Below are 26,628 nucleotides of genomic sequence, written 5' to 3'. Positions count from 1 at the left end.
GCGGGTCCAGCAGACATGATCCATACAAGCTGCGGCACTGCACGAGTGCGCGTGTGGCGGCGGGCGCTGCCGTAGCCGGGTGGCACTTATTTCATCAGCACCTGCAGCTGGCTCACCGCTTCGTTGACCTGCCCGATCTCATTGATCTGGTCGTTCGCGGAGGTGCTGATGGTCTCGATGATGCCGGTGATGTCGTTGATGGAGTTGACCATGGTGCTCATGGTCTTGCCGGCATTCATGACCAGCTCGGTACCTTGTCTTGCTTCATTGACCGAGCCGCTGATGAGCGTCTTGATTTCGCTGGCCGAGGCCGCCGTGCGCTGCGCCAGGCTGCGCACCTCGCCGGCCACCACGGCAAAACCGCGGCCATGTTCGCCGGCCCGGGCCGCTTCGACGGCCGCGTTCAGGGCCAGCAGATTGGTACGGAAGGTGATTTCGTCGATCACGCCGATGATCTCGGTGATCTTGGCGGCACTGGCGTTGATGGCGGCCATCTTGTTGACGACCTCCTGCATGACCACGCCGCCTTGTTCCGCGATGGAGGAGGTGGCCTTGACCAGATCGTTGGCCTGCTGCGCGCTGGCCGAGCCCGTGCTCAGCGCTTCGGACAGCCCGCCCACGGCGGCCTGCAGGGTCTGCGTGGCCTGGGTCTGGATGCTCACGTCGGTGGCGTACTTGACCACCTTGAAGACCCGCCCGTCCATGTCGAAGATGGGGTTGTAGTTGGCCTGCAGCCAGAGCGCATCGCCATTCTTTTTCACGCGGCGATACAAGCCGGCATCGTATTGGCCGGCCGCCAGCCGCTTCCAGAATTCCTGGTAGTGCGCCGAGGCGCGCTCGGCGGGCTCGACGAAGATGGCGTGATGCTTGCCCACGATTTCGGACAGGGAATAACCGACCGCGCGCAGGAAGTTGTTGTTGGCGTGCAGGATGTTGCCATTCACATCAAACTCGATCACCGCGCGCACCTTGTTGATGGCGGTGATCTGTCCGGAGAAATCGGCGGCCTGCAGCTGCTGCTGCGTGACGTCGCGCGCGTACTTGACGATCTTGAAGGGGCGTCCCATGGCATCGATGATGGGATTGTAGGTCGCCTGGATCCAGACCTCGTGTCCGGATTTTGTGATGCGGCGGTAGAGGCGCTGGTCGTATTCACCGCGCCCCAGTTTCTGCCAGAACTGCGCATAGGCAGGCGCGTTGCGCTCTTCCTCGGCGACGAAGATGCGATGGTGCCGGCCTTTGATCTCTTCCAGCGTGTAGCCCATGAGATCGAGAAAATTCTTGTTGGCCTTGATGATCTTGCCATCCAGCGTGAATTCGATGACTGCCAGCGCCTTGTCGATGGCGGCCAGTTGACCCAGCATGTCGGCCTTGCGTTTGCTGAGACGTGAGAAAAACGAGAGCGAGTCGAAGAAAGCCATGATGGGCGCCTGATCCTGGAAATGTTCTTGAAACGCATCTCATCGCCGTCGACGAGATGCGTCCGGTTTTATTGTTGGGGACGTCAGCCGAGGCAGGACTATCGTTATCTCATGCCACGCGGGACCTGCCCCGATTTCGCTTCCCATTCTATGAGTCGCGAGGGAGAAATCCATCGGGGATTTCCTGATGAACTGGCAACAAATAGTCGACTCGGGTTAACATGCGGCCAGCATGGTAACAAGACAGAAAAAGGCAGCACCCCGCAAGCGGGCCACCTCCAAAAAAAGCAGGCAGAAGGGACTGGGATCATTCAGTCGCTTTCTGATTTCCTTCACCAGCACGACGATCCTTGTCTTCGGCATCGCCAGTTGCGTCATCAACCCGCACCTGACGGATGGCCTGCGCGAGCGCTTCAGTCTGCCGCACCTCGAATTGCCGGCCGAGAGCGCGCCTGCCCCGGTGCGGCAGGCCGAGCCGGGGCACACGGTTGCGCGTTTTGCGCAATGTCCGCAGTTCTTCCCCGGCGCGCAGCCGCCGCAATTGCCTGCGGGTGCGCATTTGCGGGAATTGTGTTTCAGCGCGTTTGCGGTGCTCTACAACAGTCAGACCAAGACGCCCTTCGTGGTAGCCGAGCGGCTGAACCGGACCGCTCTTCTGCATGCGCGCGAGCAGCATCGCACGGACCGCTTCTACCCGGAGGCGCGGCTGCCGCGCGCCGAGCGCGCGGAACTGGACGACTACCGGGGATCGGGGTATGCGCGCGGCCACATGGCGCCGGCCGGCGACATGTCCACACCGGAGGCGATGGCCCAGAGTTTTTCGCTGGCCAACATGGTCCCGCAGAATCCGAGGAACAATTCCGGGCCCTGGTCCAAGATCGAACGGGATACGCGCAAGTACGTGATGCGGGCAAGCGGGGATGTTTTCGTGTTCACCGGGCCGCTCTTCGATGCGGCACCGGCCACGATCGGGCGGGGCCAGATTGCCGTCCCGGCCCGCTTGTTCAAGCTGGTGGTTGACGCCAGCACGGGCAGGTCATGGGCGTATATACAGGCCAATCGCGCTGATACCGAGGTGGGAGCGCCGATCACTTATGAGGACTTCGTGCGGAAGACCGGGTTGCGCTTGCTGGGGCAGGGGGCGGGACGGGGTTGAGCACGTCGGTCCCATCTCCTGCTAAAGTTGCGGGTGGCCGCGAGCGGGTGATGCAGGCCGGACGTCTTTCCAACGAGACCGACGGTATTGCCACCATCCGCGCATTTTCAATGAGCTTCAAGGATAAAAATGAAAAGCAGCTTGAAACGGACCCTCCTCGCAGCCTTTCTGGTTAACGTGCCGTTCGTGTCGATGGCGCACGCATCGGCTTCATGCGATGCCTGCAAGGGCGATGCAGGTGAGCCGCAACTGTGTGCACCCGCTGCCGTCGACGGTCTTCAGCGGGTGTCGTTTCCCGACGCCGTGATCGCCCAACATCGTGCACACCGCAACACTTTGCTGGCCGGCTACAACAAGGACGAGAATCGTCTGGCCGTCACTTTTTTTCTGTATGACAGAGTGGCCGACGGTGACGAGGAAGACGTCAAGGAAGCCATCGAGGCGGCCAGGGAAATTCTGTCTGTGCATCCTGGCAGCAAACTCCAGATGGGAGGTCCGGCCTCCCTGCCGCTCGGCGGTGAGAACAAGCGTGGCAACGGTGCCATGATGATCTGGCATGAAGGCAGCGACGATTACGCCTCCTTCTTGTGGGTTCTGCCGATGGAGAAGCGGTTCATGAAGGTGCGGGCGACCTACGTGCGACCGCGCGGCGGCGAGGTTGAAGCCATGAGATCCGCGATGGATACCGTGAAATCCTTGTCAGACCAGGTCTGTCGCTGAGTTGCTGGTGAGCGCGATCATCCGATGAAGAATGACGAAAAGAGAGAGAAGAACTGGAAGGTCCTGTACACCAGGTCGACCAAGCTTGCCCGGGCGAAGCAGCTTGGGATGGAGTACCCGAGAGTTTCCGATGCGGAACTGAGAAAAAGTGCCGCGTCGGAGACGGGTGAGCGGATCAATGTGCTTTTCGTGTGCAGCAGGAATCAGTGGCGAAGTCCCACTGCGGAAACCGTCTGGCGCAATCATCCGCAACTGAACGTGCGCTCTGGCGGAACCAGCCCGAATGCACGACACCACGTGTCCGAGAGTGATCTGCGCTGGGCTGACGTGATTCTGGTGATGGAAGAAAAGCATCGCTCACGGCTCAAGGCCGAATACACTCGTTTGCTTGAGTTCAAACCGGTCCATGTGCTCGATATTCCGGACGATTACAAGTACATGGATCCGGAACTGATCACGCTGCTGCAGCAGGCGGTGCCGGCAATTCTGATGCTGGAGCAGGACCGCTGACTGACCGGCGACGGCACGTTCGGCGTGACGTTCACCATCTGCCAATGGCAGTGATGCAAGCACATGGCAAAATCCTGCCTGCACCATCACGACATGTTTGCCATGTTCGGGGACCTTGCCTGTCCGCGGTCGGCCATGACCAGTAGTACTGACTGGGCCAGGTCAGTGATTTGTCAGAGCAATGTGCGACGATCCGTAGGTACGCATCGTCAAGAGGGCAAGAGGTCCAGTCCACGGACTGATGCGTGCGATGAGGGATTGGCTTCCGGCATGTCTGGTCGGGAGTGCATTCCTGTGATTTGCGAGCACGCACCTACCCATTTCTCAATATTCCGTATGCGCAGAGGACTACCCGGTCTGGTCAGGCAGATGATCGCTTCTCTGTTCCGTTATCCGTTGCCTGTCTTTCATTGCACGGCGCGCGCTGGCAACAACGATGAAATCCGTATGCAGGGACGCAATGGAAACCATATAAATGGTATTAAAAATATTAGCTTCCTGCGACGGGCCGCCGTGATGCTGTGCAAGCTGGCGCTTGTCGCCGGGCTGTTCCATGCGGCTCAAGTGCGTGCCGAACCGGTGGTCATCGAGCTCCGTGGAGACTCTACCGGCCTGGGCATTGATGGAGGGTTGCTGGCCAAAAATGCTTCCGACATCCGCGTGGTATCGCAACCTCCTCAGGCATTCATTCATCTCGCCGGGGTGGTCATTCGCAATGTCTCGGTCAGCGGCGAGTCCACGGCTACGATGCTCAATGGCCATTTTTCCGGCCATCCGTGGGAGCAGGCTGCGCAAGGCGACTGCGCCGACATCGTGATTTTCAATTACGGAATCAACGACAGCCTGACCTTGGACGAGAAGACCTATGCAGACAATCTGGAAACCCTGATTCGTATTTCAAGGGACAACAACCTGGAAGTCTTCCTGCAGACACCGAACCCATCCAGGCTCACGAAGGTTGCGGACTATGCGCAAATCATGCGTGATATCGCCCGCAAAAACGGCATCAGCCTCATCGATGTTCAGCAGTATCTTTCTGCGCGCATTCCTTCCGGTCAGCTCAGGAACTTCATGCCTGACGGCATCCATCCCAACCAGGAAGGCTATGCGCTGATCGGAAAATTCATGCAGGGCAGGCTCAGGGATCTGCTGTTGAGGCGCAATCTCATCGCGCTGGCGCGGGGCGATGCTCATGCGGTGCTGCGCGATGGCGTCTGGCATGGCCTCTTCTCGTACGGACGCAGGCCTGCATTGGGGCAGGCGGCAAACTCCTGTCAGAAAAGGCGGACCTGATGCTCGCTGCTTGATGGCAAATCTCTCTTCACACAACCAATGGAGGCAGACTGCGATCTTGCAGCGTTGCATGCGGCGCAGCCAATGAACACCGGCGGACCACCTCTGCAGGTCGCCACAGCGAGATGCCCAAGAAAAAAGCTCCTGATCAAGGAGCTTTTTTCATGTACTGAAGTTTCCGACGGGGCGACTGTCAGTTCTTGTGCAGATCGCTGTTCAGGATGTCTTCGCCATCTTCCAGCTTTTTCGCGAAGTCGATATTGCGGCCGGTACGCAGCACTTCGAGGGCGCCGGTGACGTCGTTGCGGCGGAACGTCGCTGCATTGATGCCGGCCAGCTCTGCGGCCTTGACCACCTTGCCGTTCAGCGGGTGGCCTTCAATCTGCACCGAGACGCGGGACGACGCCATGACCGCGGTTTCGGCCGCGACGATGACGGCATCACCGACCGGAATGCCCAGCGCGGAATTGACTTCCAGCAGGCAGTTGCGGCCCAGGGAGATGAACACGTTGTTGCCGCCGGAGAGCACACCCAGCGTGGACGCGCCGCCGCCGATGTCGGTACCGGCACCGACCAGCACGGAGGAGCTGATGCGGCCTTCCACCATGGAAGCGCCTTCGGTCCCTGCATTGAAATTGATGTAGCTGGCACCCGGCATCAGCGTGGTGCCCTCACCGAGGTAGGCACCCAGGCGAACCTTGTGCTGATCGGTGATGCGCACGCCCATTTTCAGGGAATTGATGCGGTGGACATACAGTGGGAACTTGTCGACCATGTGCGGTGCGAAGCTGCCATCGCCGAAAGCGGCCGACATCAGGGACTGCTCGACTTCCTCGGCGTCCATCGGGGTATCGCCAATCCAGGCCACATTGGGCAGCTTGGTGAACACCTTGGTCAGGTTCAGCTGGTTGGGCTTGAAGCAGCGATGGCTCAGGCCATACAGCTTGAGGGTACTGTCTTCCACGCCCTGGGGATCGATGTCATCGAAGATGAAGGTGATGACCACGCGATTGGCCGGGCCGGACTTGGTGGCTTCCAGCGCTTGTTCCAGCGCGATGACGTTGCCGTGATACTTGCCGTCGTTCTTGAACGGGGCAAAATAGGCCAGGATCTCGGTCAATTGGGCGGCGGACACCGTGATATTCTGCACGCCGGCCGGGGTCACCCCCAGCACTTTCATCCAGATCGCTGCGCTTGCCGTATTCTGGCCAGGGCCATTGACGACCGGATAGCGCACGGAGGCCAGGGTGCCATTGCCGGTAAAGACGCGGCTGCCGACGGCGAACAGCAGCGGCTCCTTGTAGCCGGCGCTGGCCTTGAAGTCTTCGACGACCTGTTTGAAAGCGTCTACGGTGGCGGGATAGGTGGATTGTGGTTGGTTCATGGGTTTCTGCTGAGAAATGCTTCTTGAGTGTTATAGCGCGTTGGGAGCGCTATTTTAGCGTCGGTTCGGGTTGTGGAGGGCGTTGTTGAAGTAGGGTGGCCCGGTATTGCTTCCCATGGCCGCATCCTTGCTGCCCTTTACCCTTTGTATCTGGAGCCAGAACTGCGGTCGGAGCGGGGGAGGGGCGCGCCGTGATGGCCGGGATCGGTTTGAAGTCAGTCCAACAGGAGAAGGCCTCGCATGATACGGCTGCAGAAATTGCCTGCACTAGCGAAGTGGGCCATCGTCAATCTCATTGGTATCGGGTTCTACTTGTACCTGGCTTCGACGCTTTGGCCTGCCAAGGGAGAAGAGAATACACCCGGAGGTCCCGGCGACGCCTTCTTCATTGTTTTTGCCATTTGGCCAATCCTGCTGGTGTTTGCGGTGGCGAACTTTGCGACGCTTTATCTGATCATCCGGCATGTCCATGAGAAGCGGACGGCGTTCGCTGTCTGGAGCGTTATCATATTGCTCTGGATTGCCGCGGTATTGATCGACCATGGTCAGAGTGTGCATATGATCGCAATTGAGTACTCCTGATCTGATCCGTCCCAAGACAGTTGGCCTTCATCGATTCGCCCGGAAAATCACAATGTGGCGAAACATCCATTCGACCAACCATGAAGATCATATTCATCTTTTTAGTTTTTTCGCTGACCACAGCATCTGCACAGGCGGGGTTGGATATCACCGCTTATGAAAACCTGACCATGGTAAAATCTCCCGTACTGAGCGCTGATGGCGTTCCCGTTGCGCAGAATCAAATAATATTGTTTCCGAGCGACTTCCCGGAGCGTTTTGAAGGACTGGAAGCGGGCAAAGTTTATGCATTCAAATCAGACTTCGAATTCCGGGCAGGTACTTACTCGGGGTATAACCATTGGCGCAATGAGTTGGCAAAACTGGCAGGCTACCAACAGAGTTCTCATGTGTTCAACGGGAAAACAGAGCTTCGCTACGATGCGACTGCATGGAATCTGAAGAGCGGACCGTTTTGGGAACTCATCAATTTTTCTGATGCTGAGGGAGTCATTGGTCCGGTCGTCTGCAAGAAGATTTATAAAGATTTCATGCGCTACGCCGATCAAGCCAGGGAACATGCGGAAAATTATTTCCGGGAATCGTATGACAACTGGAAGAAAGCGTTTTCCATGTGTGCGCACGATGGGGCCATTGTTTTCCATTGATGAACACATTCAGACATTACGCGTGAAACGTGCGGGGTGCGGTTTTGGATCTCTCGATCTCGTTTGCTGATGGATCAAGGTGGCTGGGTGATCGTATTGAAGGCAATTCTCGGCGCTACCTCAAGATCTATCTGGGAGGTCTCTTCGTGACCGCCCCTATGGGGCGTTCAAATTGGTGTTGTTTCTTTGAGTGAAGATTGTCTCCACTTTGCACTGTCGAAGGTTTCACGCTGGTGTCTTCCTGGGGCGGGAGGCCGGGATCCTCTGGCTCAGGAACGGCGGGCGGCTGCCGTGCAGGGTTCGGGAAAACGCAAGAAGGCTGGAAAATGAATTATTTTGTGGCAGGCGACTGATTGTTGAGCTTGCGCCCCAATGATTGGTGTCTACAACGTGCTGGACTTCGCTGCTTGCAATGTTGAAGAGCGCATACGCTCTGCCCCTTGGATTGCCTCTGCGAAGATGTCGTGAAGGCTTCGCGCCGTGAAGGGCGAAAGCATTGTGTCAGGTGCTCCCGGGCCACCCCAGCCTCCCAGGCCTGGCACAAAATCGGCATACCTGACTTCTACTTTTCCCTTGCCTTTCAAGGCTTGGGCTATCTCTTCAACGCGCTCCCGCGGACTCAAAGGTGAGTCACTGAGCCGGGGAATGGCATTTTGTATCGACCCATAGCCGCCAGCATCATTCACTTCGGCGAATAATTTCCCGTCCACCAGAACCTGCCCGATAGTTTGGTATTGGTGTTCGTTTGCGTACTGTGCGCTCATTGCGTTGCGGACAGCTTCCTCTTTGCCCCGCACCTCCATTTCCCTTATGAGGGCTTCCGGCATCTTATAAACAACGGGATTGAGGGCACTGACAAGAGTGGCGGGACCACTCAAACGATACTGACTTGCAAGCTCATCAGTCTGTGTTTCGCTTTGCGTGGCTTTCTCCAAGGCGGCAGAAGAAATAGTGACTTTGCTTGACTCTGTCTCCTGTTCCTTCTTTGGCTCCGGCGTTGTCTGATAGCCGGACGAGGGTTGCGGAGCGGCTATGGCCGCTGAAGCCTGGTTGCCGGAAATCATCATGGTATTGATTCCTTGATAGGTAGTGCGTGGCTGAACCCACGTAGAAGACATTTGTTCAAGCAGTATGAAAAAAGACCGAGTCTTCAATCGCGTGAGCAAGCGTGATTTTTGCCCGCATTTCTCAGAAACGGCCTGAGTGTCCGTTGTATCGTGCCGGATCCGGTTAGCTGTTGTATTCGGTTGGACCGGATGCTGCTTATTCCCACGTTTCACAAACAGAGCCAGCGAGTATAGGCACATCGTCAATGAAATCGGGTTACTACTCGCTTTATTTTGTGTATCAAACCACAACGCGACCTTCTAAGGAAAATCCCTAAATCTAATAATTTCGGTCTACTTTATATTTCGAGGCGGTACAGATTAATTCCCGTTTGGATTGATCAATTAAAAATGCTCGTATTTAACCCAAAGGGGAAACAATGACCGCGCTCAGAAATATGAAGATTGGAACCAAGCTGGCGTTAGCGTTCGCAGCGCTTTTGATGCTGACGTTTTTGCTCGCTGGAATAGCACTGAGCAGCATCAATTCGCTGACTGTGTCCATCAAGGCGGCGGACGCAGTTCAGGATGAGCGATTGCTGCCGCTGTACCTTGCACGGGAGGCTCTCGATCAGACAGGCCTTGCCGCGCGCAACGCCTATGTCTTCAGAACCGATGCGGATGCGCAGAAGGAGCTGGCCATCGTTGATGAGCAAAAACAGCTCTATCTGAAGGCGCTCAAAGACATGGAGCCGCATTTTGCGGGCAACAAAGGTTTTGAAAAGGTGCGTGCCGGTCTGTTGCAGATGGCCGAGGAGTTGAAGCGGCCGCGTATCTATCGTGAAGGTGGAAAGTCGGAAGAATTTCGTGACTTCCTGGTCAACGAATGTAGTCCGCTGCGCCGCCAGATCGTACTCGATATCAACAAGCTCATCGCTGAGGTGGACGCCGAGAACGACAAGGCACATGAGGACACTATCGCCATGGCGTCCAAGGCGTCTGTAGTGGTTGCGGTCTTGACCATCATCGTGGCACTCATCTCGGCCCTTGTCGCATTCGCGATTACACGCGGCCTGTTGAGGCAGCTGGGGGGAGAGCCTGCCTATGCAGCAGATATTGCACAGCAGATCGCGGCCGGTGATCTGACTTCTGAGGTGAACGTGAAGGCGGGCGACACCACCAGCTTGCTGTTTGCTATCAAGAAGATGCGCGACAGCCTGGTTGGCATCGTGGGCAGGGTGAGAGAGGGCACCCACGCCATCGAGCAGGCATCCACCGAGATCGCGACTGGCAATCTGGATTTGTCTGCGCGTACTGAGCAACAGGCAGGTGCCTTGGAAGAGACCGCTTCGGCGATGGAAGAACTGATGTCCACCGTGAAGCAAAATGCTGATAACGCCAAGCAGGCAAGCGAGCTGGCGGTATCGGCTTCGGACGTCGCCACCCAAGGGGGCGAGGTGGTCGGCAAGGTGGTCAGCACAATGGAAGGTATCAATGCTTCCTCACGAAAGATCGTGGACATCATCAGCGTGATTGACGGAATTGCGTTCCAGACGAATATCCTGGCATTGAATGCTGCCGTCGAGGCAGCAAGGGCCGGTGAGCAGGGGCGCGGCTTTGCTGTCGTTGCATCGGAGGTCCGTAGCCTGGCACAAAGGAGCGCTACGGCGGCAAAAGAGATCACCGAACTGATCAATGATTCCGTAGCGCAGATTGCCCAGGGAAGCAGCCTGGTCGAACAAGCCGGGATGACCATGGAAAATGTGGTCACCAGTGTCAAGCGAGTGACCGATGTGGTGGCGGAAATTTCCCATGCGAGCCAGGAGCAGAGTCACGGAATCACTCAAGTCAATCTCGCCATCACCCACATGGACGAAGCGACTCAACAGAATTCTGCGTTGGTCGAAGAGGCCGCTGCTGCTGCGAATGCGATGATGGAGCAGGCGGGAGAATTGGCTGGATTGGTGTCCACATTCAAGCTCGATGATGCAAAAGGTTTCGCTACGGTCACCGGCATTGGAAGAAACAAGGTAGCGGCTGTCAGAGCCGTGGCACTGCGCTGACAAGACCGAAAACATGGCAGATCGCCCGCTTGGCGCGGGCAGAACAAAAAGCGGCCTGCATTACTGCAGGCCGCTTTTTGTTCTGGTGCTGATGGGCGGAATCAAACCGTCGATCTACTGATCGCGAATCTGCCAGCGGAATTATATAAATCAATAGATCAGGTTGGAGAGATTTCGCTCCGCAATTCAAAAAGCCGACGGCCCACAACGCCAATAAGTACGCCCTCGATCTCGAATTGCGTGGCGAATTTTTCGTGTTGGAATGCGAATGTCATCGCCGATCCTGATAAAGTTTGCCATGTCCGCAATCGGGCAGAAGCGGACCATAAAAATTATCATGGGGAAAAAATTGAAAATTCGCACACTCTGCATGGCTTGTGCCGCTGTTCTGCTTTTGGCGTCGTGCGCTGCTGCGTTGGTGCCGAAGGTTGATGATCCCGCAAGCAAATTAAAAATTGCTCAAGATCTCTTTGAGAATCACAACCGTCCACTTGCGGCTGAACCGATGATCATCGATGCCATCGCCATTTATAAGGAAAAGCATGATGTCGCGGGACTGGTCGAGGGGCAACGTGTTTATGGACTGTTCTTGAGGTCAGCGGCCGTGAGCGGATCAAAGCAACACTATCTGCAATACGGATTCAGGGACAAAGAGGTCAGCTTCGACAATCGTTTGAGCGCGGCATTACTTTATTTTGAACGGGCAACAGCCTTGGCGAGAGAAGCTGGACTGGTCGACATTATTCCCAATCTTTACGTGAACATTGCACTTACACATTATGCACAAGGCAATAAGGACGCAACTTGTACGGCGTTCGATGAAAGCCTTCATGCTGATGATGTCCGAATTCAGCACGATCCCCAGCGGAAGATCATCTTGCCGCGTGAATATGCAAGTTTCAGGGAGGGTGTGAAGGATTTGAAGATGAAGGCTGGATGCTCGAGCTGAGCGTCCGCAATCGGTCGACAGGAGACTTCAAGGAACCGACCGCAAGATGAGCAAGCTGGATGAGGTCAGGCTGATTTTCTGCTACAGTTCCCCGACAAAAATCCAAGGGGGAAAAGTATCATGTCTCACAAAAGCATCTTTATATGCCTGCTGGCCATATTCCTGACTGCTTGTGCCGTATCGAACGTGGATCGCGATTTTTCGCTGGAGAACAATCCGGATGAAGGCATCGTTATCGTCTCGGTTTCATTTGATCGCGCCGGATCCCGAAATTTTCAGGCCATGTTTTACCTTGACGAAGGCATGCCCGGCGCACCTGTTCCGCCCAGGCGTCTGGAGGCGCTTCCTGAGTACGCGACGATTCGCATGGGAAGTCAGTTCAAGGATAGTTATGGGCAGGTCCTTGCCATTTCATTACCCGCTGGCAGGCATACCATTTCGTCATGGCGCCTGGTTCGGAACGCCGGATATATCCTTTCGCCATCAGCGAAGATGGTCCCGCTGGAATTTCATGTGGCAGCCGGCAAGGTTCAATACATTGGCAATCTGCACCTGAACCTCGCCGAGGGGAAAAACATCATTGGCCTTACGATAGTGGCAGACGCCTCTCCTGAGATCAGGGATCGCCAGGATCGGGACTTGCCCATCATCAAGAAGAAGTATCCACAATTTGCCGACCGCACGGAGATCAGGCTGCTGCCTCTCGGAACATGGGGAGGTGGTGGAGAGGCAATTAGAGAGATCCAGCCCATCGTCATCGTGCCGGTCAAATGAATCAATGGATGCGCGCGCTTCCTTTCATGATTGCTCTCAATGGCCTGCTTCCCGCCAGTAACGGACGTCAGCAATCTTTGGAAAGGGCAGTATGGAATATCGGTTTCAAATAGCGTCGGACGTTATCCGCGATGGCCTGGGTTTGGAACTGGTAGATCCCATCGGCAAAGTCCTTGCCGAAGTCTTCCGATGTGACGCTGATCATTCGCTGAAAGTCTCTCTTTTTACAGACGAGCTGCCATTTCCGCTGATGGAGAAACTGGTTCTCATGGCACGTACTGAACCAGGTGTTTTTGAAGATGGTAGTCCGTTGCCGAAACCAGCATGACGACAATTGGTTGGAAGCTGACAATGTCGGAACGAAAGCAGTCCAATTCAACTTGAGTAATAAATAATAATTCGGGGAATTTGAATCAAATGAGATATGCCGTCATTGGCTTTATCCTCACATTGATTGCTGGTTCGGCTGCGGCGCAATCAACGTCCGTATGTACAAAGGCAGACGAAATACGCTGGGAAGCAGCGACGATCCGTGAAGGGATGCCTGCGATCATATATCCACCGCAGGCGCGTCAAGAGGAGCGAGAGGGAAGCGTGCGCATCCAGTTCACCATCGACGGCGATGGCAAAGTTTCCGCAATGACGATTTTATCGACGTCGGGATATCAGGATCTTGATGCCGAAGCCGCACGCGCAATTGGCTCGAGAATTTATCCGCAGATGATGTGTGGAGGGATCGCTCAGGAACATACAACGGCGCAGACCATCAATTTTCGTCTGGACCATGAGCCCGCACCACCGGCGGCGCCACTCACTAAATTCAAAAGAGGACAGCAAGCCCCAGAAGGCTTGCTGCCGCCGCGCCGGCTCCTTCAGCAGCCTATACGGTAGGAACAGTACCACCGTCTATCCGAACCTCGGTCCCGGCGATCGACGCGGATCTCGGGGATGCCAGGAAAGCGATCAGATCAGCGACCTCATCGGGTTTCGCTGGCCGTCCTGCGGGAATACCTCCCAGCCACTCCATGATGATTTTTTTGCCGCCCTCGTAGTCTGTGCCGGCATGCGCAGCCGTACGCTGCGCAAATGCTACCGAAGCCTCGGTTTCGATCCAGCCAGGTGCAACGCTGAGCACGCGAACTCCCTTGGGGGTTACCTCTCTGGCCAGTGCCTTGCTATAGGTCGAGAGGGCCGCTTTTGCGGCGGCATAGGCGGTCGTTGATTCGGGCAAAGGCAGCACGCGCTGGATGGAGCTGACGTGAATGATGACCCCCGACCCTTGGTCCAGCATGCCCGGCAACAGCGCACGGTCCATGCGCACGGCCGGCATCAGGTTCAGGTTGAGTTCGGCGAACCAGTGCTCATCACTGATTGCGGCGAAACCGCCCCCGGGTGTCTTCGATCCGCCGAGCACGTTGATCAGGATATCCACGCTCCCCCATTGCTTCAACACCGTCTCGGAAAAATGCCGCGTGCCCTCTGCCGTGGACAGGTCGGCCGCGACGTAGGTGACGCCCTCGGCCGGATGCCGGGGCAAGCTACGGGCCGATGTGGCCACCCGTGCGCCAGCCTGCGCGAGGGTTCTGACAACTGCGGCGCCGAGACCCAGGGTGCCGCCGGTCACCACGGCGCGCAGGCCGCTCAGGTAAAGGTCAAATCTCATGCCGTGATCTCCAGCGATGCGATCAGGCCTCGTTCGAGGCCAAAGCGGTAGGACAGCACAATCGGGCTCCGGGGGAAGTTGCCGGCGACGTTGGCGCGAACGCGTTGGAAGCCGTCCTCCTGCTGGATGTCCAGTGGCACGCTGGTCGCACCGTACTGGGCCGATGCCTTGGCCAGGAAGGCCGTGATCGCCGCGACTCCGGTGTAGGTGTGGCCGTCATCTTTCATGACGGCCTGCGCCGTGAAGCAGCGCGCCAGCGCTTCAGGGTTGTGTTCGGCCGCGAAGTACGCAGCGATGGGTGGGGGCAGGATCAGGGTGTTCACGTTGGTTGGCTCCATACGGTCAGTAAGGCCACAGGATGCGCGTCAAAGTGAATTTAGTTAATATCCCTTAATCTTGATGAACTATGTAGTAAAAAATACATAATGCGCGGATCCGATTTTAACGAACTGAAGGCATTCGTGGCCGTGGTGGAGCGCCAGAGTTTTGTGCGCGCGGCGGAGCATCTGGGCCTGTCGCCGTCGGCACTGAGCCAGACCATCCGGCAGCTCGAAGAACGCATCGGCGCCCGTCTTCTGAATCGCACCACGCGCAGCGTCGCGCCCTCGGCCAGTGGAGAGCTGCTCTACAGTCGCGTGGCTCCCCTGTTTCGGGAAATGGCTGCCGCCGTCGCAGAGGCAAGCGAGGCGACAGGAAAAATGAGCGGGACGCTGCGCATCAACACGTTGGGGATTGCCGCGAGAACCGTCATTGCGCCTCGGCTGGCGCGCTTTCATCAGGCGAACCCTGGCGTGGTCCTCGACATCGTGGTTGACGATACGCTGGCCGACATCGTGGCGGGCCGCTTCGATGCGGGGATCCGCGTGGGTAACCGGGTCGAGAAGGACATGGTGGCCATCCGCCTGACTTCTGACCTGAAGATGGTTGCCGTGGCTTCTCCGGACTACCTCGCGCGCCGGGGGACACCCAGGTCCCCTGCGGATCTGCATGCGCATACGTGCATCAACTGGCGCCTGCAGACGGACGGCAGGCACTATCGCTGGGAGTTCAAGAAACGAGGCCGGCAAGTCGAGGTCCCGGTGGAGGGGCCCGTCGTGACCAATCATGCTGACATCGGCATTGCGGCAGCGCTGGACGGACTTGGCATTGCTTATCACTTTGAGCGAGATGGCGTGGATGAACTGCTGGCCCAGGGACGGTTGGTCCAGGTGCTGGCGGATTGGTCGATATCGCGGCCAGGATTGTTTCTCTATTATCCGAACAGGCGGCATCGGCCGGCGCTGCTTGGGGCGTTCATTGATTGTTTGCTGGATCGTCATACAGACGATTGATAGCGAGCTCGCGGGTCGATGGCTGGCGCAGACAAGCGACCGAACTGGTTGGGCATGAAGTACTCTGACTGTCGTATTCCGCCTTGCCTGTACGACCAAAAGTGCCGCATGAAAAATATTCTGTTGCTCGGGTCCATACCAAGACAGTAAAGGTAGGTGCTCTGCTAATGTTATGGGCTCAATCAATGCATGGGGGAAAAATGAATTTGCGCAGATCGCTGGTACTAGGTTTGTTTATCGCGCTCGCCGGCTGCACGGCCACGGCCGACAAGTCGCAGAAGTTCGCACAACCGGATGAGGTCATTGATACCGTCACGCTCAGGCTGCTGTTGGGAGACATCGGGCAAGCCAGGTTTGCAGCGCCCAAAGACGTCGATGCATATCGCTACAAATACGTGCCGGCGATGTTGGCGCGCGTGCCGAATACGTTGAAGATCAACGGGATCAAGGTCGCCAAGGTCGAGACCAACAACGCTCGCAGAACGGATACCAGGTATGAGATTCGTATTGAAGCCAGCGAATTCTCCCAGTCGCAATCCGGAAGATGTTGGGTGCATTACGATTTGACGTTGTTCGACTTCCAGAAACAGGCCAAGATTTGGGGAGGGCGTACGCAAGTCAGTATCAACAGCGACCAACCGCTGCTGCGCTCGGAGAAGCTGGCCGGTGATATCCTCAACAGCCTATATCGTGAAGGAATTATCAAGCTCGCGCAGGGACATGCCGTTAATCCTCAAGGCGAACGGATTACTGATGTGTCCGTCTTCTCGACGGATAAGTAAGTAGTCCAGACACATCAGAAAATTTAACTTTGGGCTAGAGCTGCTCTTGCCAACTGTTTCGCTTCTGGATTGATCTTTCGGGAGGCGGATGGTGAATGTCGTCCCCTCGTCCGCGGAAGAGCGGACGGCAACTGATCCGCCATGCGCACTGGCCACCTCGCGAACGATATAGAGCCCAAGCCCCATGCTCCCACCTTGCTTGGAGGCCAATAAGGATGCCCCTCGATTTGCAATTGCGGAGCGGATTTTTCGGTGTTGAATGCGTCGTCGCCGACCCTGATAACGTTTGCCCTGTCCGCTATCGGCCTGATACAGGCACGAAAAAATATCCGCGTAATACTGAGGATGAGTTCAAGTGGGTATTCAGCGTACGTCGCGTCCACTGGCGGCTCTCGCAATTGCAGACCTGTTGGTCGCCAGGTGAACTGCTCGAGATCACGCGTGCCAGCTATCGTACGGTGATGCTAAACACGACAGGAATCACACAATAAATTCTCGCAATTAAAGAAAATTTACAAAAATCACCGAGCATCAATTAACATCTTGCCACTCGGCAAGATGATCAGTATCTGCACGGTCGCTTGTCGCATTTCAATTAACCAAGCCACAGATCGTGAAGAACGTCTATCCAGTTTCCCTCATTACCGCCACCACACTCCTGGTATCCGCATGTGGTAGCGTCCAGCCGTACAAGGAACCCTTGCCGGACCAGGCTAGCGCAACGCTCACCATCGCCTTGGGCAATGAATATGGCGAATCCAGTCTCTCCTATGGCCGTGCCGACGAGGATGGATGCCTGGAATTTCCGACGCTGTACGCGAGCGGCAACGTGCGCGATCTGCCGCAAACGCCGCCTGCGCCCAAGACCTTGAAGATCCCGGCGGGGAGCCCGCAACTCCTGCGGTATTACCGCCAGATCGGCCGCAACGCTTCCGCGCGCGCCTGCACGATCAACCTCCGATTCGAACCCAGGAAGGATGCGCATTATCTGGTGACAAGCGACAAGCGCTACGAAACGGGCAAGAGCAAATCCTGGTGGTCCGGTGAGAAAACGACCAGTACGGAAGTATGCATGGTCTACGTCCTGGAGCTGGACGAGACGGAAGGCCTGAAGCCGGTACCCATCAAGCAGGTTGGCGTGAACCCGACGCGTTTTGGCGTTCCGGGCTGCCCGAAGTAGTAACAAGGTGAAATACAGTCTCTTGCTGCATTGGGGGCAATGCACTCGAAACGAGACGCCGATGTAGAAATAAAGACAGGGGAAAGATTAGATGAAACGCAGAAACCTCATGCAGGCGGCACGCGCAGCCATGCTTGCAAGTATCGCCATGATGGCCTTGCCGGCCACGGCGCAAATGGCAGAACAGACCATGCGCGAGTTCACCGCCTGCAACAGCAGCTTCTTCCGCGTACTCGCGAAGGATGCTGCGGCGAGCCAGGTGTTGCCCGCGCTGGAACGAAAGGACGAACTCGCTTGTATCAAAGTCAAGGATCGCAAGAACGCCCCCGACAATCAGGTCAACTTCGCCGCCCCAGTCACTGTGGGTGACATCAAGCTGCTGGGTTATTTCGATGAGATAACCGACCTTCAGGAATTGGGACGCTATTACTACTGGGGATTCATCGTCGACGGCACCGTTGCAGAGGTCATCGGCAAGTTGCGGCCGATGGTGAGTAACGCTGATCGCCTCCACCCCGACGGAACAGACTACGCCCGCACGGAGGTGAAGATCGGTAGCTCTGACTGGATCGCCATCAAAACGGGTTCAAGCAGCGTGCCGCAGAAAAACACCATCGAACGCGCATTCATCATCGAAAGAATGGAGAACAACAAGCATGCCACGCGCGTTTCATGTTCGCTGCAAGGTGCAGTGACTGCCGCCGTTCTCAAGACCGAACGGCCCGACGTTGGCTCGGATGATCTGCCACCGCTTTCATCACAAGAGCCAGAGGAGTCGGACCCGCCCTCGAATGTGCTGGCCGCTATTGATGCTGCGGCACCTCAAGCCTCGATATGGCGTCCACGTTTCAGCAAGATATCCATGCAACTCTCCTATCACGGGAAAAAGCCCTTCACGATGCTCAAGGAGGTTGAAAACGTGAATGGTCTGCTGCATATCCGCGAACACTACTCCGGCACTTTCTACGTAGACCGAGTCTCCTTTGCCGGCCTGCAGCAGCTGCGCGCCGAGATCTATATCAACAGGGTCGCTGCATCGGGCCGACCAGCTCTGACAACCGACCTGACGCTCACCCTTCCTGCCACCCTGGCTGCGGGCGAGACCTTGACGTTCGAGAGTGCGATGCAAAGTGGCAGCCCCCCCAAGCGCGCCTCTGAGGCCAGCAAGCAAACCTGCAAGATCGCACAAACAATATCCGCCTCAGACATCAACGCGACCTTGACTGGATCGGCCGTGCTGCTCGACTGCACGTTCGCCAACGGTAGACGCACTGAATTCGCCTTCCTGCAAGACCTTGGCCTGGCTATTCAGACCAAGGAGGGAAATGATTCCATGACCTATCCGGAATTCACCATCAGCAAGTAAGCGAAAATTCATGCATCGGACGCGACCGTTACATAGAGCGAGTACGGGCGCGAATTCACTTACGGTGGCACCTCAACCTTTTTTGTTCTATCGAAAGCAAATCGAGTGATGGGCATAGCGCAAGCGGGAATCGTATTTAGACCGTTAGAACCTTTGGTTGATATCGAATCATTTGTTTCAGGTTTGTTCGGCACCAAGGTCGTACAGATTGAGCATCCCGATATTGGCCAGTTCGACATTCGACATCCAGGTGATGTCATGGTCCAACGCTTTGAAGACGCATATTTTGTCTGCAATAACGACCTCGTCTGGGATCTCCTCGAATTCCCTCAGACTGACGTTACTCAAACGTATCGTAGACTCGGCTCTCCTCATCTGTTCATGGCCTTCTGTCATTATGATTCCGGTGGCAGCTATGGATACGCCTTCTTTGAAGGCGGTAAAAGAACGCGCTCTCGACTGCAAACCGTTGGTAGTGCAAATCGACAGGCACTCATTGAGTACGGCACAGCAAAAGACTTTGAACGTAACTGGCTATCGGCAAACTTCTATCTAGAAGAGGACGACTGTCCAAGGGAAGAGTGGCAGAAAATATATTTTCAAGGTAATCGAGAGATTGAAGTGCCCGAATACTTCCTTACCAAACGCATTCTGGAAGAAGGTATGGTTGGAAACTTCGGCGTCTGTCCCTGGGACACTAATCTTGAACCAAGCTGCTACTTCTTCAAAGCCATGGAAAAGAAGAGGCATTGGTGGCAGTTTTGGAAAGACTAGTACCGGGCGTAATAGCTAGTCTTGTCTAAGTCGGCAATCGGCCAGAAGTAGACTGGACTAGATTTCCTCGTGGAATTCAACTTTCGTCCAAGTCGTCTTAATTTTTTCTGACTAAATTCCTCTGCAATGAGTATCAGTATTCAGACATTCTTAGGGCCAGAAACGGATGACCTCAATCTTCGCTTCGTTCAGGCTTTTGCGGACCTGGGCTTCGGTGTCGAACTTCATCCGGAATTTGTTTTAACAGAGTCTCCTCCAGTCGGTGCTCTATATTTGAAAATCACCGGTACCCCCTCACGCATATGCAGACTGGAGCCGGACGTCCCCTTGCTGGTCGCGTTTGGTTACGGTGTCTCCCCCCTCGGTGGGCGCGGGAAAAAACGGCGCACGCGGCTTGGGGTTGGAAGTCCCTGTAGCTATGTGGCCGGATCCAGGACATCTGCAGGCCGAAGTCCGGCGGCGGGGGTGATGCAGATGTTGGCGATGGCAATCCTTGCAAAAGAAACCGGCGGATATCTTCGTGCGGATGGTGATGCAGTAAGCGTCAATGGGGATGCTGCCGTTGAAGTGGCCATGCAAGAGCTTGCTCATTTTGAAGAATTCAATTTTGACGCTTACGCTCATCGTTTTGAATCGTGGCCTCCCTTGGACAACGATTTGCCATTCACATGGCCATCTGAGATCGTGCCGCCTGTCAAGCCGGCTCAGATTCCCGCAGAGGCGAAAAAGAAGAAAATTTCAATTCTGTTCGGATACAAATTTTCATGGTTTCATCTGCCTGGAATACTTCTCTTCATCTATTTTGGCGTGGTGACAATTATTTACTCCTGATGAAGGCTTGATACTATCTCGTGCGTATTGATCTGTTGACTGCTCTTGGTTGAAGCCGCTGTCAGAAGCAGACTCTTTCATATTCCAAGAAGCATGAAAAAAATCATTCTGGACTGCGCCGCGGTAGAAACAGATGACGACTTCTGGAGCCTTTATTGCAAAGCGGTTCAGCCTGAAGGTTCAAATATCTTTGGGCGGAATTTGGAAGCGTATGGGATGCGGTGTCTGCTGGCGGCCCAGGCTGGCCTGGACCGTGTCAAATTGAATTCATGAATGTAGATGAGTTCGCAAAGCCAAATCCTCGGCTATATGCAGGGTTGCAACGTATCGCGAAGGACTTGCCGGAAAGTTCTTGTGTACAGATCGTTCTCACCAAATCATTGATGTGATTTGGTCCGCAGCATTTTATTGTTCGTAATCGGCCAGAAGCGGTCGTTCAACAAGTCAACGCAATAAGGGCGAAAAGCGAGACGTACATCCCTATGGTCAGCGGCAGCGATGATAAAGTGCGATGCGTTGCATCCGCAATCGGACAATATCTGTGATGGAAAGCACTCAAGTCTGGGAGGATATTGCGATGAAAAATACTGATACCTGTCCAAAATGCTGCTCAAACACGCATGTCCGTAAGAAAACAGTCCTCATTGGTCGAGCGAGTCCAAAGGCCCTATTTTTAGAGGAGCGCGCTGGGTATAAGCGCAAGGATCAACTCGCAGTGGATGAATGCAATCCAGAGAAAATCAGCGATGCACCTCTGGAGCAATTTGTTGAGGGTTATTATTGTTCCGTCTGCGACCTCGGCTTCGTCTCCGACGAGATACGGGCCAAGTAGGATTGCCCGGACCAACTTCGCATTTATTCCGCTATCGGCCAGGAGTTGACATGCAGGCCGCTGGTGAATGTCCGCAAATGAACAACCTCTAAATGTTCGACAGTGCTCTAACCTTTAGAGGCTGGTCGCGTCACAGGCCCGTATTGGGCTTTGTTCGATTGGAAACGCAACTGGAATTCTCTTTCCTTGATGAGCATATTTACTTTAGCGTCCCTCTGCCGCAATCGATGGAAGTGGACAATCTTGCGAGCAAATTAAGTCCTTCCGGCCAAGCGCCTAGGTTGCTTTCCGCATTTAGGTGTCCCTTCGCTCCAACCTCGACGAACTCGCTGCCCCAGGCATTGGCGCATTCTCGGCCGTGTTCCACGCTACCGTAGGGATCGTCGGCGCTGCAGACGACGACTGACGGAAACCTTAAGGGAACCAGAGGTAAAGGTGAGAATCCATGCGCCGAGCCACGTGGAAATGAAGGTGCCGCTGGATCGGGAACTGCGACCAGCAAGGCTCCACCAATCTTCTTCCCCGATTGTTCGGCCCAATGTGCCACCGCTAGACATCCAAGGCTATGTGCAACCAGCAGGGTGTTTGCAGGAGCATTGACAAGTTGTCGTTCCAGGGCAGATACCCAGTCGTCGCATTCTACTTTGTCCCAATTTCCGACTATGAGGCGCCGCCAATTCGGATGCGAGGACTGCCATAAGCTCTGCCAGTGAGAAGGGCCAGAATTGCCAATACCGGGAACCACAAGGACGGAATGATGCATTTGCGCAATCTCCATTGATGAAACAGCGCTCATTGTATTGAGGCCGGAACTAGGGCAACATCGACATTCGAATGAATTGGTGGCATTGAATCAATGAATTAACGAAAGATGATGAACTCGGCAAATGAAATTAAAGCGGAGGCATTAGACCGCCTGGACTGGCGCATCTTAGAGGCGCTTCAACACAATGCGCGCATTAGTAATACTGAGCTGGGAAAGCAGATTGGTTTATCTCAACCGGCCATCACGGCACGCATAAAAAAATTAGAAGACCGAGGTGTTATTGAAGGCTACACGACAAGAATAAATTCCCGCCTGGTGGGCCACAATATCTCCGCAATGGTGCGGATTCGTACCACTCACGCGGAGATCAAACGCTGCTTGGCTGCCTTTGAGGCGATGCCAGAGATTATTGATGCGCACCGCATAACTGGGGAAGATTGCTTCATTGTGCGTGTCGTGGTTCAAGAGATGGCACAGCTGGAAGCTGCTATCGATGTGCTGGCACGGTTTGGGCCAGTTACCACTTCAGTAATTCTGGCAAGTTACCCGTCGAAAGTTATCGTTTCAAGGGCTTGAATCATCTTTGCGATTGAGGTCTGTGGTGAATATGATCCCAGTCAGCAGTAAGTCGTCGCCCATGCCCTTGAGATATCTGATTCTTGGATAGAAATGGGTTTCCGGCATAAGCGGGAAACTCTTGTGTGCTGGTGCTATGGGCGGAATCGAACCATCACGTACAAGCTGCATGCAGATTTTTCCGGACCGGCGCTGACTACACCGCCGATTCGCCAGACCTGAATCAATACCATGTGGATTGCGTCGCCTGTTCCCTCCTCATCGACGTGGCCGGCTGGAGCATGAGTGGTGCACACATCGAGGGCCGCAAAGTGGCGGTGGACTGCATCTCTGGGCGGCGCGCGTCGAGCACGAGACGCCGCATTACACAACCGACTGAAAGCCGCTGCCGCGCGTGAGGTGAGCATGCAAGTGATCGTTTATCAGATGCGCCTTAATGGCGTAGAGATTGCCCGCGAGCTGCTGGGCGATGAGGCGCGCAATATCGGCGATTTACGCGTGGGAGTCTTCGAGGATGGTGACCGTCGCCGGCCGACCAAAGGTGCCCGGCTGCAGCGGGACAGCGGCGAGGTCATCATGGAGCTGGTGGATGTCCAGGTGGATGCCATCAAGGCGTCTCGCATGGTCATCAAGCGGATCGAGCGACGCCAGACCGAGCGTGGGGTGGTTGAGTTCGCGCAGGCCAGGCTTTGCGTGCAGGCGGGAATGCCGTTGTTGGAGACCTCATGCGAAAGATTTTTCAAGAGCAGCGGTGGTGCTCAACATTAGCGGTTCTATGGCTTAGCTTGTCTCATTTCTTGGGACGCATATAATTCACGTCTGAAGCAGAAGACCGAAAAGTATTCACCTGGCATCCATCAGTTCCACACAGCCACCGCGCAGTGAGCGATTTAACGAATACTTATGTCCACCTCTCAAACTTTTAGCTTCAAGTACCGTGGCTACGACGTTACCGTCATTGGCTATGAAATTGATGGGGGCTGGCGAATGGCGGTTGAGCTGCGTAATGGCTCAGATATTGAACTCATCCGCGATACCGCGACCGTATATCCTGACTTTCAGAGCATGCGAAGTATTGCCATCTGGACGGCACATTTGAAAATCTCACGCATACCAAGTGAGTGATGGCTGCGCTAGTTTAATGAAAGCCGAAGCCCTCGCCATTTTTCTTAATCGAAGAAGAATTCAAATTCTGCTGCTCTTCTATAAAGAGCAAAAAGTCAACGTGCAGCTTCATCGCCGTCAGGAGTCTAGAAACCCTTGGTTCCATTGAGGTGAAGACCTCCGATGAAGGATGTTCTAGATCGTCAAAAGCCGCGCGGATATCGTCAGGCTGTGCGCCCACCGCCTGCATCTCATTTAAGCAGCTTCTTACCTGTCTTCGTATCAAATCACCGACGACTTCCCCTCGTGAAGCTTTTTTTTCTATCTCCTCTATCGACCGCGTATATCGTCCCAGTATTTCCTTTAACAACACCTCAAACATTTGTTCCCCTGTTTATTTTGGCTTGTAATCGCACGACATTCCTATGTCACGTGCGGCTGCGCGAAAGAGGCGATTTTGCGTTCGCGTTGAACGCTTTTTCCAGTTCCTCGACTAAGACACCATGTTCCTATTCAAAAGAAGCCACTATACGAAAGCATAGAGAAGTAGGCGACGAGCCCTGACCATCCGATTAGCAGTGCGCATTTCGTCCTTCTCGTCTTCGTGCAGAGCTTCACGCCGTGAAACTGAACGAGAAAAACTAGGGGATAGCTGAGGCTTACTGCGAATAGCCTTGCTTGAAGAGAGTGCGCGAAAATCGATGGAAGCTCGATGATGTTCTCAACGTGGAAAAACGATGCAGCGCTAGGGCCGGAAAGAAATGCACAAAAAATAATCGGCACCCCTGAGGCGACAAGCCCCGCTTTGGTACAACGGTCGAGCGTCTTTGTGTTATTCAATTTCTGTCCACGCCAAGGAAATAGTTCAGCTGCTAAGAAATCGAACCTATTCTCGACAAGCGAACGGCCCCTAGCACCAAACTAAGCCATCGGATGATGCAGGCATAGGAGTAGGGCGGCTATCGGGTTTTTCCTTACACTCGGGCATAAACTATTTTAGTTCTCATATCCCGGGATCTTCCGTGCCGTTAGCCTCGCGCAGCTTGTCCACGTCGTTGACGTTGCTGGCGGTGTCGGTCATGTAGGGGATGAAGCCCGCATATGAGCCGTTGAGGTAGTAGCGTCGGCCGAAGAGCGTGGCCGACTCATTGAGCTAGGCCGATTGTAGCGCGCTCACGTAACTGCGGCACCCCATACTCCTCCGGGTTGATTCTGAGGCCTGCAGGTGCAAGAGACCGTCCTGTTGACGGACCAGTGGAGGACACATGCCACAAATTCCATTCAAGGAGACCACGATGAGAGCGATGAGAAGTTCAGGTGAACGGCTGGGCCATATACTTGGAAAACAGGGGATGCATCTGGTAACAGTGGAATCTTGCACCGCAGGTCTTATTGCCGCCGGACTCGGTGACGTCGAAGGTTGTGCAGCGTGGTTGGAGGGAGCCTTTGTCACCTATACGGTAGAGGCCAAACACTGCATGCTCGGTGTTACACAGGATGAGATCGACACCCATGGCTTGACGAGCGAATACGTCGCGGAACGCATGGCGCGCGGTGGTCTGGCAGGTTGCAATGCAAGTTTGGCGATAGCTAATACTGGAGTGGCCGGGCCGGACGATGCGCCCGATGGCACTAAAGCCGGAACAGTGTGCTTTGCTTGGCTGTGGCAGCGCGGTGCCCAGCAGCAGCTCCGAACTTCCACCTGCTTCTTCGACGGCGATCGTCAAGCGGTGCGCCATGCAGCGGCGCTTCACGCGATCAACGAAGCCATTCGCCTTTTGGGGAACGAAGACGAGCGACGCTTGTAAGAGGCTCATCTTCAGATGATCTGGCGAATCCGTCAGCAATTTCGTTCACAGGGTTGCGCCCATCGCCGATAGAGTCTATGGCGTGGACCTCATATGCTTGAACCACGTCGCGCCCTAATCGGTTCGACGGCATGTTCTGAAAACTTCGATTAACCCAAAGGAGCTCATGATGGCAAATCAGCAAAATCAAGGTTCGACTAGCAACCGTGGCTTCGCCTCGATGGACGAGAACAAACAACGCGAGATCGCCAGCCAAGGTGGTAAGGCCGCTCACGAAAAGGGAACGGCACACGAGTTCAGCTCGGAAGAAGCCCGCGAAGCAGGTCGCAAGGGCGGCCAGAACAGCCATGGCGGCAACAGCGGCGACAACCGCTGACATGCACGAAACAAATAAGGGTCCTGCGGGACCCTTATTTGATTACCGTCGACATAGCTGTGCGGTGGCGCGGCTCAGTCAGCATGGAACAACTTTACTAAATAATTTACCCACCCCAGCCGACGATTTTTCATTCGTGATGCATCACCCGACCTCAAGGCCAAGAATTAATGAGGGGCAGGAGCAATAATGCAAATTCAATGGGATGACTTGATCAGCTTTAGCGTCTCGCCACTTGAAATCATTATTCGTGGCACGCTTATCTATCTCTTCCTTTTTGTCTTCTTCCGCTTTGTGCTGAGGAGGGACGCTGGCAACGTTGGAGTAGGTGACTTTCTGCTGGTGGTAATTATTGCCGACGCTTCTCAAAACGGTATGAGTGGGGATTCCGATACTGTGCCCGATGCCTTATTGCTGGTGGTCACGCTAATGGCGTGGAACTACCTCATCGATATCGCCAGTTACCACTCCGCAGCGCTTCGAAAAGTCCTTGAGCCTCGTCCGCTCATATTGGTGAAAAACGGGAAGCTAATGCGCCGGAATATGCGCAAAGAGTTCGTGACTACTGAAGAGATAGAAGCTAAGGTGCGCGAAAGTAATGCCACGTCCCTAAATGAGATAGAACTAATGACGATGGAAAGCGACGGCGAAATCAGTGTACTCAAGAGGCGTTAGACACGGATAAGGTGTATGA

33 protein-coding genes are annotated in these 26,628 nt (G+C 55.1%); 25 read left to right on the top strand and 8 right to left on the bottom strand.

Annotated elements, in window-relative coordinates; genetic code table 11:
• Nucleotides 1-86: 86 nt before the first annotated feature.
• Nucleotides 87-1,421, bottom strand: coding sequence for a PAS domain-containing methyl-accepting chemotaxis protein (locus J2X56_RS09930; RefSeq protein WP_310159910.1), 1,335 nt, complete (start codon nt 1,419-1,421; stop codon nt 87-89).
• Nucleotides 1,422-1,653: 232 nt separating this feature from the next.
• Between J2X56_RS09930 and J2X56_RS09925 the strand changes: the two genes are divergently transcribed.
• The 4 genes from J2X56_RS09925 to J2X56_RS09910 all read left to right on the top strand — a co-directional run bounded on the left by J2X56_RS09925 (nt 1,654) and on the right by J2X56_RS09910 (nt 5,100).
• Nucleotides 1,654-2,577 (top strand): DNA/RNA non-specific endonuclease, encoded by a 924-nt coding sequence (locus tag J2X56_RS09925; RefSeq protein ID WP_121043227.1) that lies wholly within the window; start codon nt 1,654-1,656, stop codon nt 2,575-2,577.
• Nucleotides 2,578-2,706: 129 nt separating this feature from the next.
• Nucleotides 2,707-3,297 carry a hypothetical protein gene (locus tag J2X56_RS09920; RefSeq protein WP_121043225.1) on the top strand — a complete coding sequence of 197 codons (591 nt, stop codon included), beginning with the start codon at nt 2,707-2,709 and terminating at the stop codon, nt 3,295-3,297.
• Between the two features lie 24 nt (nt 3,298-3,321).
• Nucleotides 3,322-3,807, top strand: a complete 486-nt coding sequence (locus J2X56_RS09915) for a low molecular weight protein tyrosine phosphatase family protein (RefSeq protein ID WP_227022752.1) — start codon at nt 3,322-3,324, stop codon at nt 3,805-3,807.
• Nucleotides 3,808-4,176: 369 nt separating this feature from the next.
• A complete protein-coding gene (locus J2X56_RS09910) occupies nt 4,177-5,100 on the top strand; it encodes an SGNH/GDSL hydrolase family protein (RefSeq protein WP_310159906.1) in 924 nt (307 codons plus the stop codon).
• Between the two features lie 193 nt (nt 5,101-5,293).
• Here J2X56_RS09910 and J2X56_RS09905 read toward each other — a convergent pair whose 3' ends face one another.
• Entirely contained in the window at nt 5,294-6,484 is a 1,191-nt protein-coding gene (locus tag J2X56_RS09905) for a tetrahydrodipicolinate N-succinyltransferase N-terminal domain-containing protein (RefSeq protein ID WP_134136745.1), read from the bottom strand.
• A 240-nt stretch (nt 6,485-6,724) separates the two neighbouring features.
• Here J2X56_RS09905 and J2X56_RS09900 point away from each other — a divergent pair, with 240 nt between their 5' ends.
• Together J2X56_RS09900 and J2X56_RS09895 are read left to right on the top strand one after the other, a co-directional pair.
• A complete protein-coding gene (locus J2X56_RS09900; protein ID WP_121043219.1) occupies nt 6,725-7,066 on the top strand; it encodes a hypothetical protein in 342 nt (113 codons plus the stop codon).
• A gap of 80 nt (nt 7,067-7,146) precedes the next feature.
• Nucleotides 7,147-7,713 (top strand): hypothetical protein, encoded by a 567-nt coding sequence (locus J2X56_RS09895; RefSeq protein WP_121043217.1) that lies wholly within the window; start codon nt 7,147-7,149, stop codon nt 7,711-7,713.
• A gap of 383 nt (nt 7,714-8,096) precedes the next feature.
• Here the strand turns inward: J2X56_RS09895 and J2X56_RS09890 are convergent, their stop codons facing one another.
• Nucleotides 8,097-8,780, bottom strand: a complete 684-nt coding sequence (locus J2X56_RS09890) for a hypothetical protein (RefSeq protein WP_310159901.1) — start codon at nt 8,778-8,780, stop codon at nt 8,097-8,099.
• Nucleotides 8,781-9,199: 419 nt separating this feature from the next.
• Between J2X56_RS09890 and J2X56_RS09885 the strand changes: the two genes are divergently transcribed.
• The 5 genes from J2X56_RS09885 (at nt 9,200) to J2X56_RS09865 (ending at nt 13,436) form a co-directional block, all read left to right on the top strand.
• The gene (locus J2X56_RS09885; protein ID WP_310159899.1) at nt 9,200-10,822 is read left to right on the top strand and encodes a methyl-accepting chemotaxis protein; all 1,623 of its coding nucleotides are present in this window, start codon (nt 9,200-9,202) and stop codon (nt 10,820-10,822) included.
• A 268-nt stretch (nt 10,823-11,090) separates the two neighbouring features.
• Nucleotides 11,091-11,771, top strand: a complete 681-nt coding sequence (locus J2X56_RS09880) for a hypothetical protein (protein WP_121043211.1) — start codon at nt 11,091-11,093, stop codon at nt 11,769-11,771.
• Nucleotides 11,772-11,891: 120 nt separating this feature from the next.
• Nucleotides 11,892-12,545 (top strand): hypothetical protein, encoded by a 654-nt coding sequence (locus J2X56_RS09875; protein ID WP_121043209.1) that lies wholly within the window; start codon nt 11,892-11,894, stop codon nt 12,543-12,545.
• A gap of 91 nt (nt 12,546-12,636) precedes the next feature.
• Nucleotides 12,637-12,873, top strand: a complete 237-nt coding sequence (locus J2X56_RS09870) for a hypothetical protein (RefSeq protein WP_083859584.1) — start codon at nt 12,637-12,639, stop codon at nt 12,871-12,873.
• A gap of 89 nt (nt 12,874-12,962) precedes the next feature.
• Entirely contained in the window at nt 12,963-13,436 is a 474-nt protein-coding gene (locus J2X56_RS09865; protein WP_121043207.1) for an energy transducer TonB, read from the top strand.
• Here the strand turns inward: J2X56_RS09865 and J2X56_RS09860 are convergent.
• Both J2X56_RS09860 and J2X56_RS09855 read right to left on the bottom strand, forming a co-directional pair.
• The gene (locus J2X56_RS09860; protein WP_121043205.1) at nt 13,426-14,208 is read right to left on the bottom strand and encodes an SDR family oxidoreductase; all 783 of its coding nucleotides are present in this window, start codon (nt 14,206-14,208) and stop codon (nt 13,426-13,428) included. The two genes, J2X56_RS09865 and J2X56_RS09860, sit on opposite strands and share 11 nt — an antisense overlap.
• Nucleotides 14,205-14,531 carry a nuclear transport factor 2 family protein gene (locus J2X56_RS09855; protein WP_310159892.1) on the bottom strand — a complete coding sequence of 109 codons (327 nt, stop codon included), beginning with the start codon at nt 14,529-14,531 and terminating at the stop codon, nt 14,205-14,207. Before J2X56_RS09855 ends, J2X56_RS09860 begins: the two co-directional genes overlap by 4 nt.
• Nucleotides 14,532-14,633: 102 nt before the next feature.
• Here J2X56_RS09855 and J2X56_RS09850 point away from each other — a divergent pair, with 102 nt between their 5' ends.
• Both J2X56_RS09850 and J2X56_RS09845 read left to right on the top strand, forming a co-directional pair.
• Entirely contained in the window at nt 14,634-15,539 is a 906-nt protein-coding gene (locus J2X56_RS09850) for a LysR family transcriptional regulator (protein ID WP_121043201.1), read from the top strand.
• Nucleotides 15,540-15,739: 200 nt separating this feature from the next.
• On the top strand, nt 15,740-16,321 hold the full coding sequence (locus J2X56_RS09845; RefSeq protein ID WP_134040312.1) for a hypothetical protein: 582 nt from the start codon (nt 15,740-15,742) through the stop codon (nt 16,319-16,321).
• On the opposite strand, the gene J2X56_RS09840 is transcribed toward J2X56_RS09845, so the two are convergent.
• Nucleotides 16,223-16,531 carry an ATP-binding protein gene (locus J2X56_RS09840; RefSeq protein WP_310159889.1) on the bottom strand — a complete coding sequence of 103 codons (309 nt, stop codon included), beginning with the start codon at nt 16,529-16,531 and terminating at the stop codon, nt 16,223-16,225. The two genes, J2X56_RS09845 and J2X56_RS09840, sit on opposite strands and share 99 nt — an antisense overlap.
• 403 nt (nt 16,532-16,934) lie before the next feature.
• On the opposite strand from J2X56_RS09840, the gene J2X56_RS09835 reads away from it, so the two are divergent.
• The 6 genes from J2X56_RS09835 to J2X56_RS09810 all read left to right on the top strand — a co-directional run bounded on the left by J2X56_RS09835 (nt 16,935) and on the right by J2X56_RS09810 (nt 21,304).
• Nucleotides 16,935-17,501, top strand: coding sequence for a hypothetical protein (locus J2X56_RS09835; RefSeq protein ID WP_134136747.1), 567 nt, complete (start codon nt 16,935-16,937; stop codon nt 17,499-17,501).
• 91 nt (nt 17,502-17,592) lie between these two features.
• The gene (locus J2X56_RS09830) at nt 17,593-18,867 is read left to right on the top strand and encodes a hypothetical protein (RefSeq protein ID WP_310159885.1); all 1,275 of its coding nucleotides are present in this window, start codon (nt 17,593-17,595) and stop codon (nt 18,865-18,867) included.
• Nucleotides 18,868-18,975: 108 nt separating this feature from the next.
• Entirely contained in the window at nt 18,976-19,641 is a 666-nt protein-coding gene (locus J2X56_RS09825; RefSeq protein ID WP_134040306.1) for a hypothetical protein, read from the top strand.
• A 126-nt stretch (nt 19,642-19,767) separates the two neighbouring features.
• Entirely contained in the window at nt 19,768-20,472 is a 705-nt protein-coding gene (locus tag J2X56_RS09820) for a hypothetical protein (RefSeq protein WP_310159883.1), read from the top strand.
• Between the two features lie 93 nt (nt 20,473-20,565).
• On the top strand, nt 20,566-20,745 hold the full coding sequence (locus tag J2X56_RS09815) for a hypothetical protein (RefSeq protein WP_134040302.1): 180 nt from the start codon (nt 20,566-20,568) through the stop codon (nt 20,743-20,745).
• A gap of 304 nt (nt 20,746-21,049) precedes the next feature.
• Nucleotides 21,050-21,304 (top strand): hypothetical protein, encoded by a 255-nt coding sequence (locus J2X56_RS09810; protein ID WP_134040300.1) that lies wholly within the window; start codon nt 21,050-21,052, stop codon nt 21,302-21,304.
• A 199-nt stretch (nt 21,305-21,503) separates the two neighbouring features.
• Here J2X56_RS09810 and J2X56_RS09805 read toward each other — a convergent pair whose 3' ends face one another.
• Entirely contained in the window at nt 21,504-22,067 is a 564-nt protein-coding gene (locus J2X56_RS09805; RefSeq protein WP_310160470.1) for an alpha/beta hydrolase, read from the bottom strand.
• Between the two features lie 108 nt (nt 22,068-22,175).
• On the opposite strand from J2X56_RS09805, the gene J2X56_RS09800 reads away from it, so the two are divergent.
• The 3 genes from J2X56_RS09800 (at nt 22,176) to J2X56_RS09790 (ending at nt 23,771) form a co-directional block, all read left to right on the top strand.
• Nucleotides 22,176-22,646: an Lrp/AsnC family transcriptional regulator gene (locus tag J2X56_RS09800; protein ID WP_209567419.1), complete on the top strand. Its 471-nt coding sequence runs from the start codon at nt 22,176-22,178 to the stop codon at nt 22,644-22,646.
• Between the two features lie 405 nt (nt 22,647-23,051).
• Entirely contained in the window at nt 23,052-23,414 is a 363-nt protein-coding gene (locus J2X56_RS09795) for a hypothetical protein (protein WP_209567719.1), read from the top strand.
• A gap of 135 nt (nt 23,415-23,549) precedes the next feature.
• The gene (locus tag J2X56_RS09790) at nt 23,550-23,771 is read left to right on the top strand and encodes a hypothetical protein (protein WP_121043187.1); all 222 of its coding nucleotides are present in this window, start codon (nt 23,550-23,552) and stop codon (nt 23,769-23,771) included.
• A 13-nt stretch (nt 23,772-23,784) separates the two neighbouring features.
• Here J2X56_RS09790 and J2X56_RS09785 read toward each other — a convergent pair whose 3' ends face one another.
• Nucleotides 23,785-24,132 carry a hypothetical protein gene (locus J2X56_RS09785; protein ID WP_134136752.1) on the bottom strand — a complete coding sequence of 116 codons (348 nt, stop codon included), beginning with the start codon at nt 24,130-24,132 and terminating at the stop codon, nt 23,785-23,787.
• Nucleotides 24,133-25,015: 883 nt separating this feature from the next.
• Here J2X56_RS09785 and J2X56_RS09775 point away from each other — a divergent pair.
• The 3 genes from J2X56_RS09775 to J2X56_RS09765 all read left to right on the top strand — a co-directional run bounded on the left by J2X56_RS09775 (nt 25,016) and on the right by J2X56_RS09765 (nt 26,609).
• On the top strand, nt 25,016-25,558 hold the full coding sequence (locus J2X56_RS09775) for a CinA family protein (protein WP_227022754.1): 543 nt from the start codon (nt 25,016-25,018) through the stop codon (nt 25,556-25,558).
• Nucleotides 25,559-25,727: 169 nt separating this feature from the next.
• Nucleotides 25,728-25,934 (top strand): KGG domain-containing protein, encoded by a 207-nt coding sequence (locus J2X56_RS09770; protein ID WP_121043183.1) that lies wholly within the window; start codon nt 25,728-25,730, stop codon nt 25,932-25,934.
• Between the two features lie 189 nt (nt 25,935-26,123).
• On the top strand, nt 26,124-26,609 hold the full coding sequence (locus tag J2X56_RS09765; RefSeq protein WP_121043181.1) for a DUF421 domain-containing protein: 486 nt from the start codon (nt 26,124-26,126) through the stop codon (nt 26,607-26,609).
• Nucleotides 26,610-26,628 lie beyond the last annotated feature (19 nt).

It is taken from the genome of Herbaspirillum sp. 1173 (genome assembly GCF_031455335.1).
Lineage (GTDB): Bacteria > Pseudomonadota > Gammaproteobacteria > Burkholderiales > Burkholderiaceae_D > Herbaspirillum > Herbaspirillum huttiense.
This window is presented reverse-complemented; position numbering and strand designations above follow the sequence as displayed.

Bases quoted from the DNA above. Each gene is read 5' to 3' on its own strand.
- J2X56_RS09820 (WP_310159883.1), top strand. From the start codon at position 19,768: ATGAGTATCAGTATTCAGACATTCTTAGGGCCAGAAACGGATGACCTC.
- J2X56_RS09885 (WP_310159899.1), top strand. From the start codon at position 9,200: ATGACCGCGCTCAGAAATATGAAGATTGGAACCAAGCTGGCGTTAGCG.
- J2X56_RS09845 (WP_134040312.1), top strand. From the start codon at position 15,740: ATGAATTTGCGCAGATCGCTGGTACTAGGTTTGTTTATCGCGCTCGCC.
- J2X56_RS09920 (WP_121043225.1), top strand. From the start codon at position 2,707: ATGAAAAGCAGCTTGAAACGGACCCTCCTCGCAGCCTTTCTGGTTAAC.
- J2X56_RS09900 (WP_121043219.1), top strand. From the start codon at position 6,725: ATGATACGGCTGCAGAAATTGCCTGCACTAGCGAAGTGGGCCATCGTC.
- J2X56_RS09795 (WP_209567719.1), top strand. From the start codon at position 23,052: ATGCAAGTGATCGTTTATCAGATGCGCCTTAATGGCGTAGAGATTGCC.
- J2X56_RS09765 (WP_121043181.1), top strand. From the start codon at position 26,124: ATGCAAATTCAATGGGATGACTTGATCAGCTTTAGCGTCTCGCCACTT.
- J2X56_RS09865 (WP_121043207.1), top strand. From the start codon at position 12,963: ATGAGATATGCCGTCATTGGCTTTATCCTCACATTGATTGCTGGTTCG.
- J2X56_RS09850 (WP_121043201.1), top strand. From the start codon at position 14,634: ATGCGCGGATCCGATTTTAACGAACTGAAGGCATTCGTGGCCGTGGTG.
- J2X56_RS09880 (WP_121043211.1), top strand. From the start codon at position 11,091: ATGTCATCGCCGATCCTGATAAAGTTTGCCATGTCCGCAATCGGGCAG.
- J2X56_RS09790 (WP_121043187.1), top strand. From the start codon at position 23,550: ATGTCCACCTCTCAAACTTTTAGCTTCAAGTACCGTGGCTACGACGTT.
- J2X56_RS09825 (WP_134040306.1), top strand. From the start codon at position 18,976: ATGGGCATAGCGCAAGCGGGAATCGTATTTAGACCGTTAGAACCTTTG.
- J2X56_RS09870 (WP_083859584.1), top strand. From the start codon at position 12,637: ATGGAATATCGGTTTCAAATAGCGTCGGACGTTATCCGCGATGGCCTG.
- J2X56_RS09815 (WP_134040302.1), top strand. From the start codon at position 20,566: ATGAAAAAAATCATTCTGGACTGCGCCGCGGTAGAAACAGATGACGAC.
- J2X56_RS09910 (WP_310159906.1), top strand. From the start codon at position 4,177: ATGATCGCTTCTCTGTTCCGTTATCCGTTGCCTGTCTTTCATTGCACG.
- J2X56_RS09860 (WP_121043205.1), bottom strand. From the start codon at position 14,208: ATGAGATTTGACCTTTACCTGAGCGGCCTGCGCGCCGTGGTGACCGGC.
- J2X56_RS09805 (WP_310160470.1), bottom strand. From the start codon at position 22,067: ATGCATCATTCCGTCCTTGTGGTTCCCGGTATTGGCAATTCTGGCCCT.
- J2X56_RS09800 (WP_209567419.1), top strand. From the start codon at position 22,176: ATGATGAACTCGGCAAATGAAATTAAAGCGGAGGCATTAGACCGCCTG.
- J2X56_RS09895 (WP_121043217.1), top strand. From the start codon at position 7,147: ATGAAGATCATATTCATCTTTTTAGTTTTTTCGCTGACCACAGCATCT.
- J2X56_RS09890 (WP_310159901.1), bottom strand. From the start codon at position 8,780: ATGATGATTTCCGGCAACCAGGCTTCAGCGGCCATAGCCGCTCCGCAA.
- J2X56_RS09875 (WP_121043209.1), top strand. From the start codon at position 11,892: ATGTCTCACAAAAGCATCTTTATATGCCTGCTGGCCATATTCCTGACT.
- J2X56_RS09810 (WP_134040300.1), top strand. From the start codon at position 21,050: ATGAAAAATACTGATACCTGTCCAAAATGCTGCTCAAACACGCATGTC.
- J2X56_RS09830 (WP_310159885.1), top strand. From the start codon at position 17,593: ATGAAACGCAGAAACCTCATGCAGGCGGCACGCGCAGCCATGCTTGCA.
- J2X56_RS09775 (WP_227022754.1), top strand. From the start codon at position 25,016: ATGCCACAAATTCCATTCAAGGAGACCACGATGAGAGCGATGAGAAGT.
- J2X56_RS09770 (WP_121043183.1), top strand. From the start codon at position 25,728: ATGGCAAATCAGCAAAATCAAGGTTCGACTAGCAACCGTGGCTTCGCC.
- J2X56_RS09915 (WP_227022752.1), top strand. From the start codon at position 3,322: ATGAAGAATGACGAAAAGAGAGAGAAGAACTGGAAGGTCCTGTACACC.
- J2X56_RS09925 (WP_121043227.1), top strand. From the start codon at position 1,654: ATGGTAACAAGACAGAAAAAGGCAGCACCCCGCAAGCGGGCCACCTCC.
- J2X56_RS09930 (WP_310159910.1), bottom strand. From the start codon at position 1,421: ATGGCTTTCTTCGACTCGCTCTCGTTTTTCTCACGTCTCAGCAAACGC.
- J2X56_RS09905 (WP_134136745.1), bottom strand. From the start codon at position 6,484: ATGAACCAACCACAATCCACCTATCCCGCCACCGTAGACGCTTTCAAA.
- J2X56_RS09785 (WP_134136752.1), bottom strand. From the start codon at position 24,132: ATGTTTGAGGTGTTGTTAAAGGAAATACTGGGACGATATACGCGGTCG.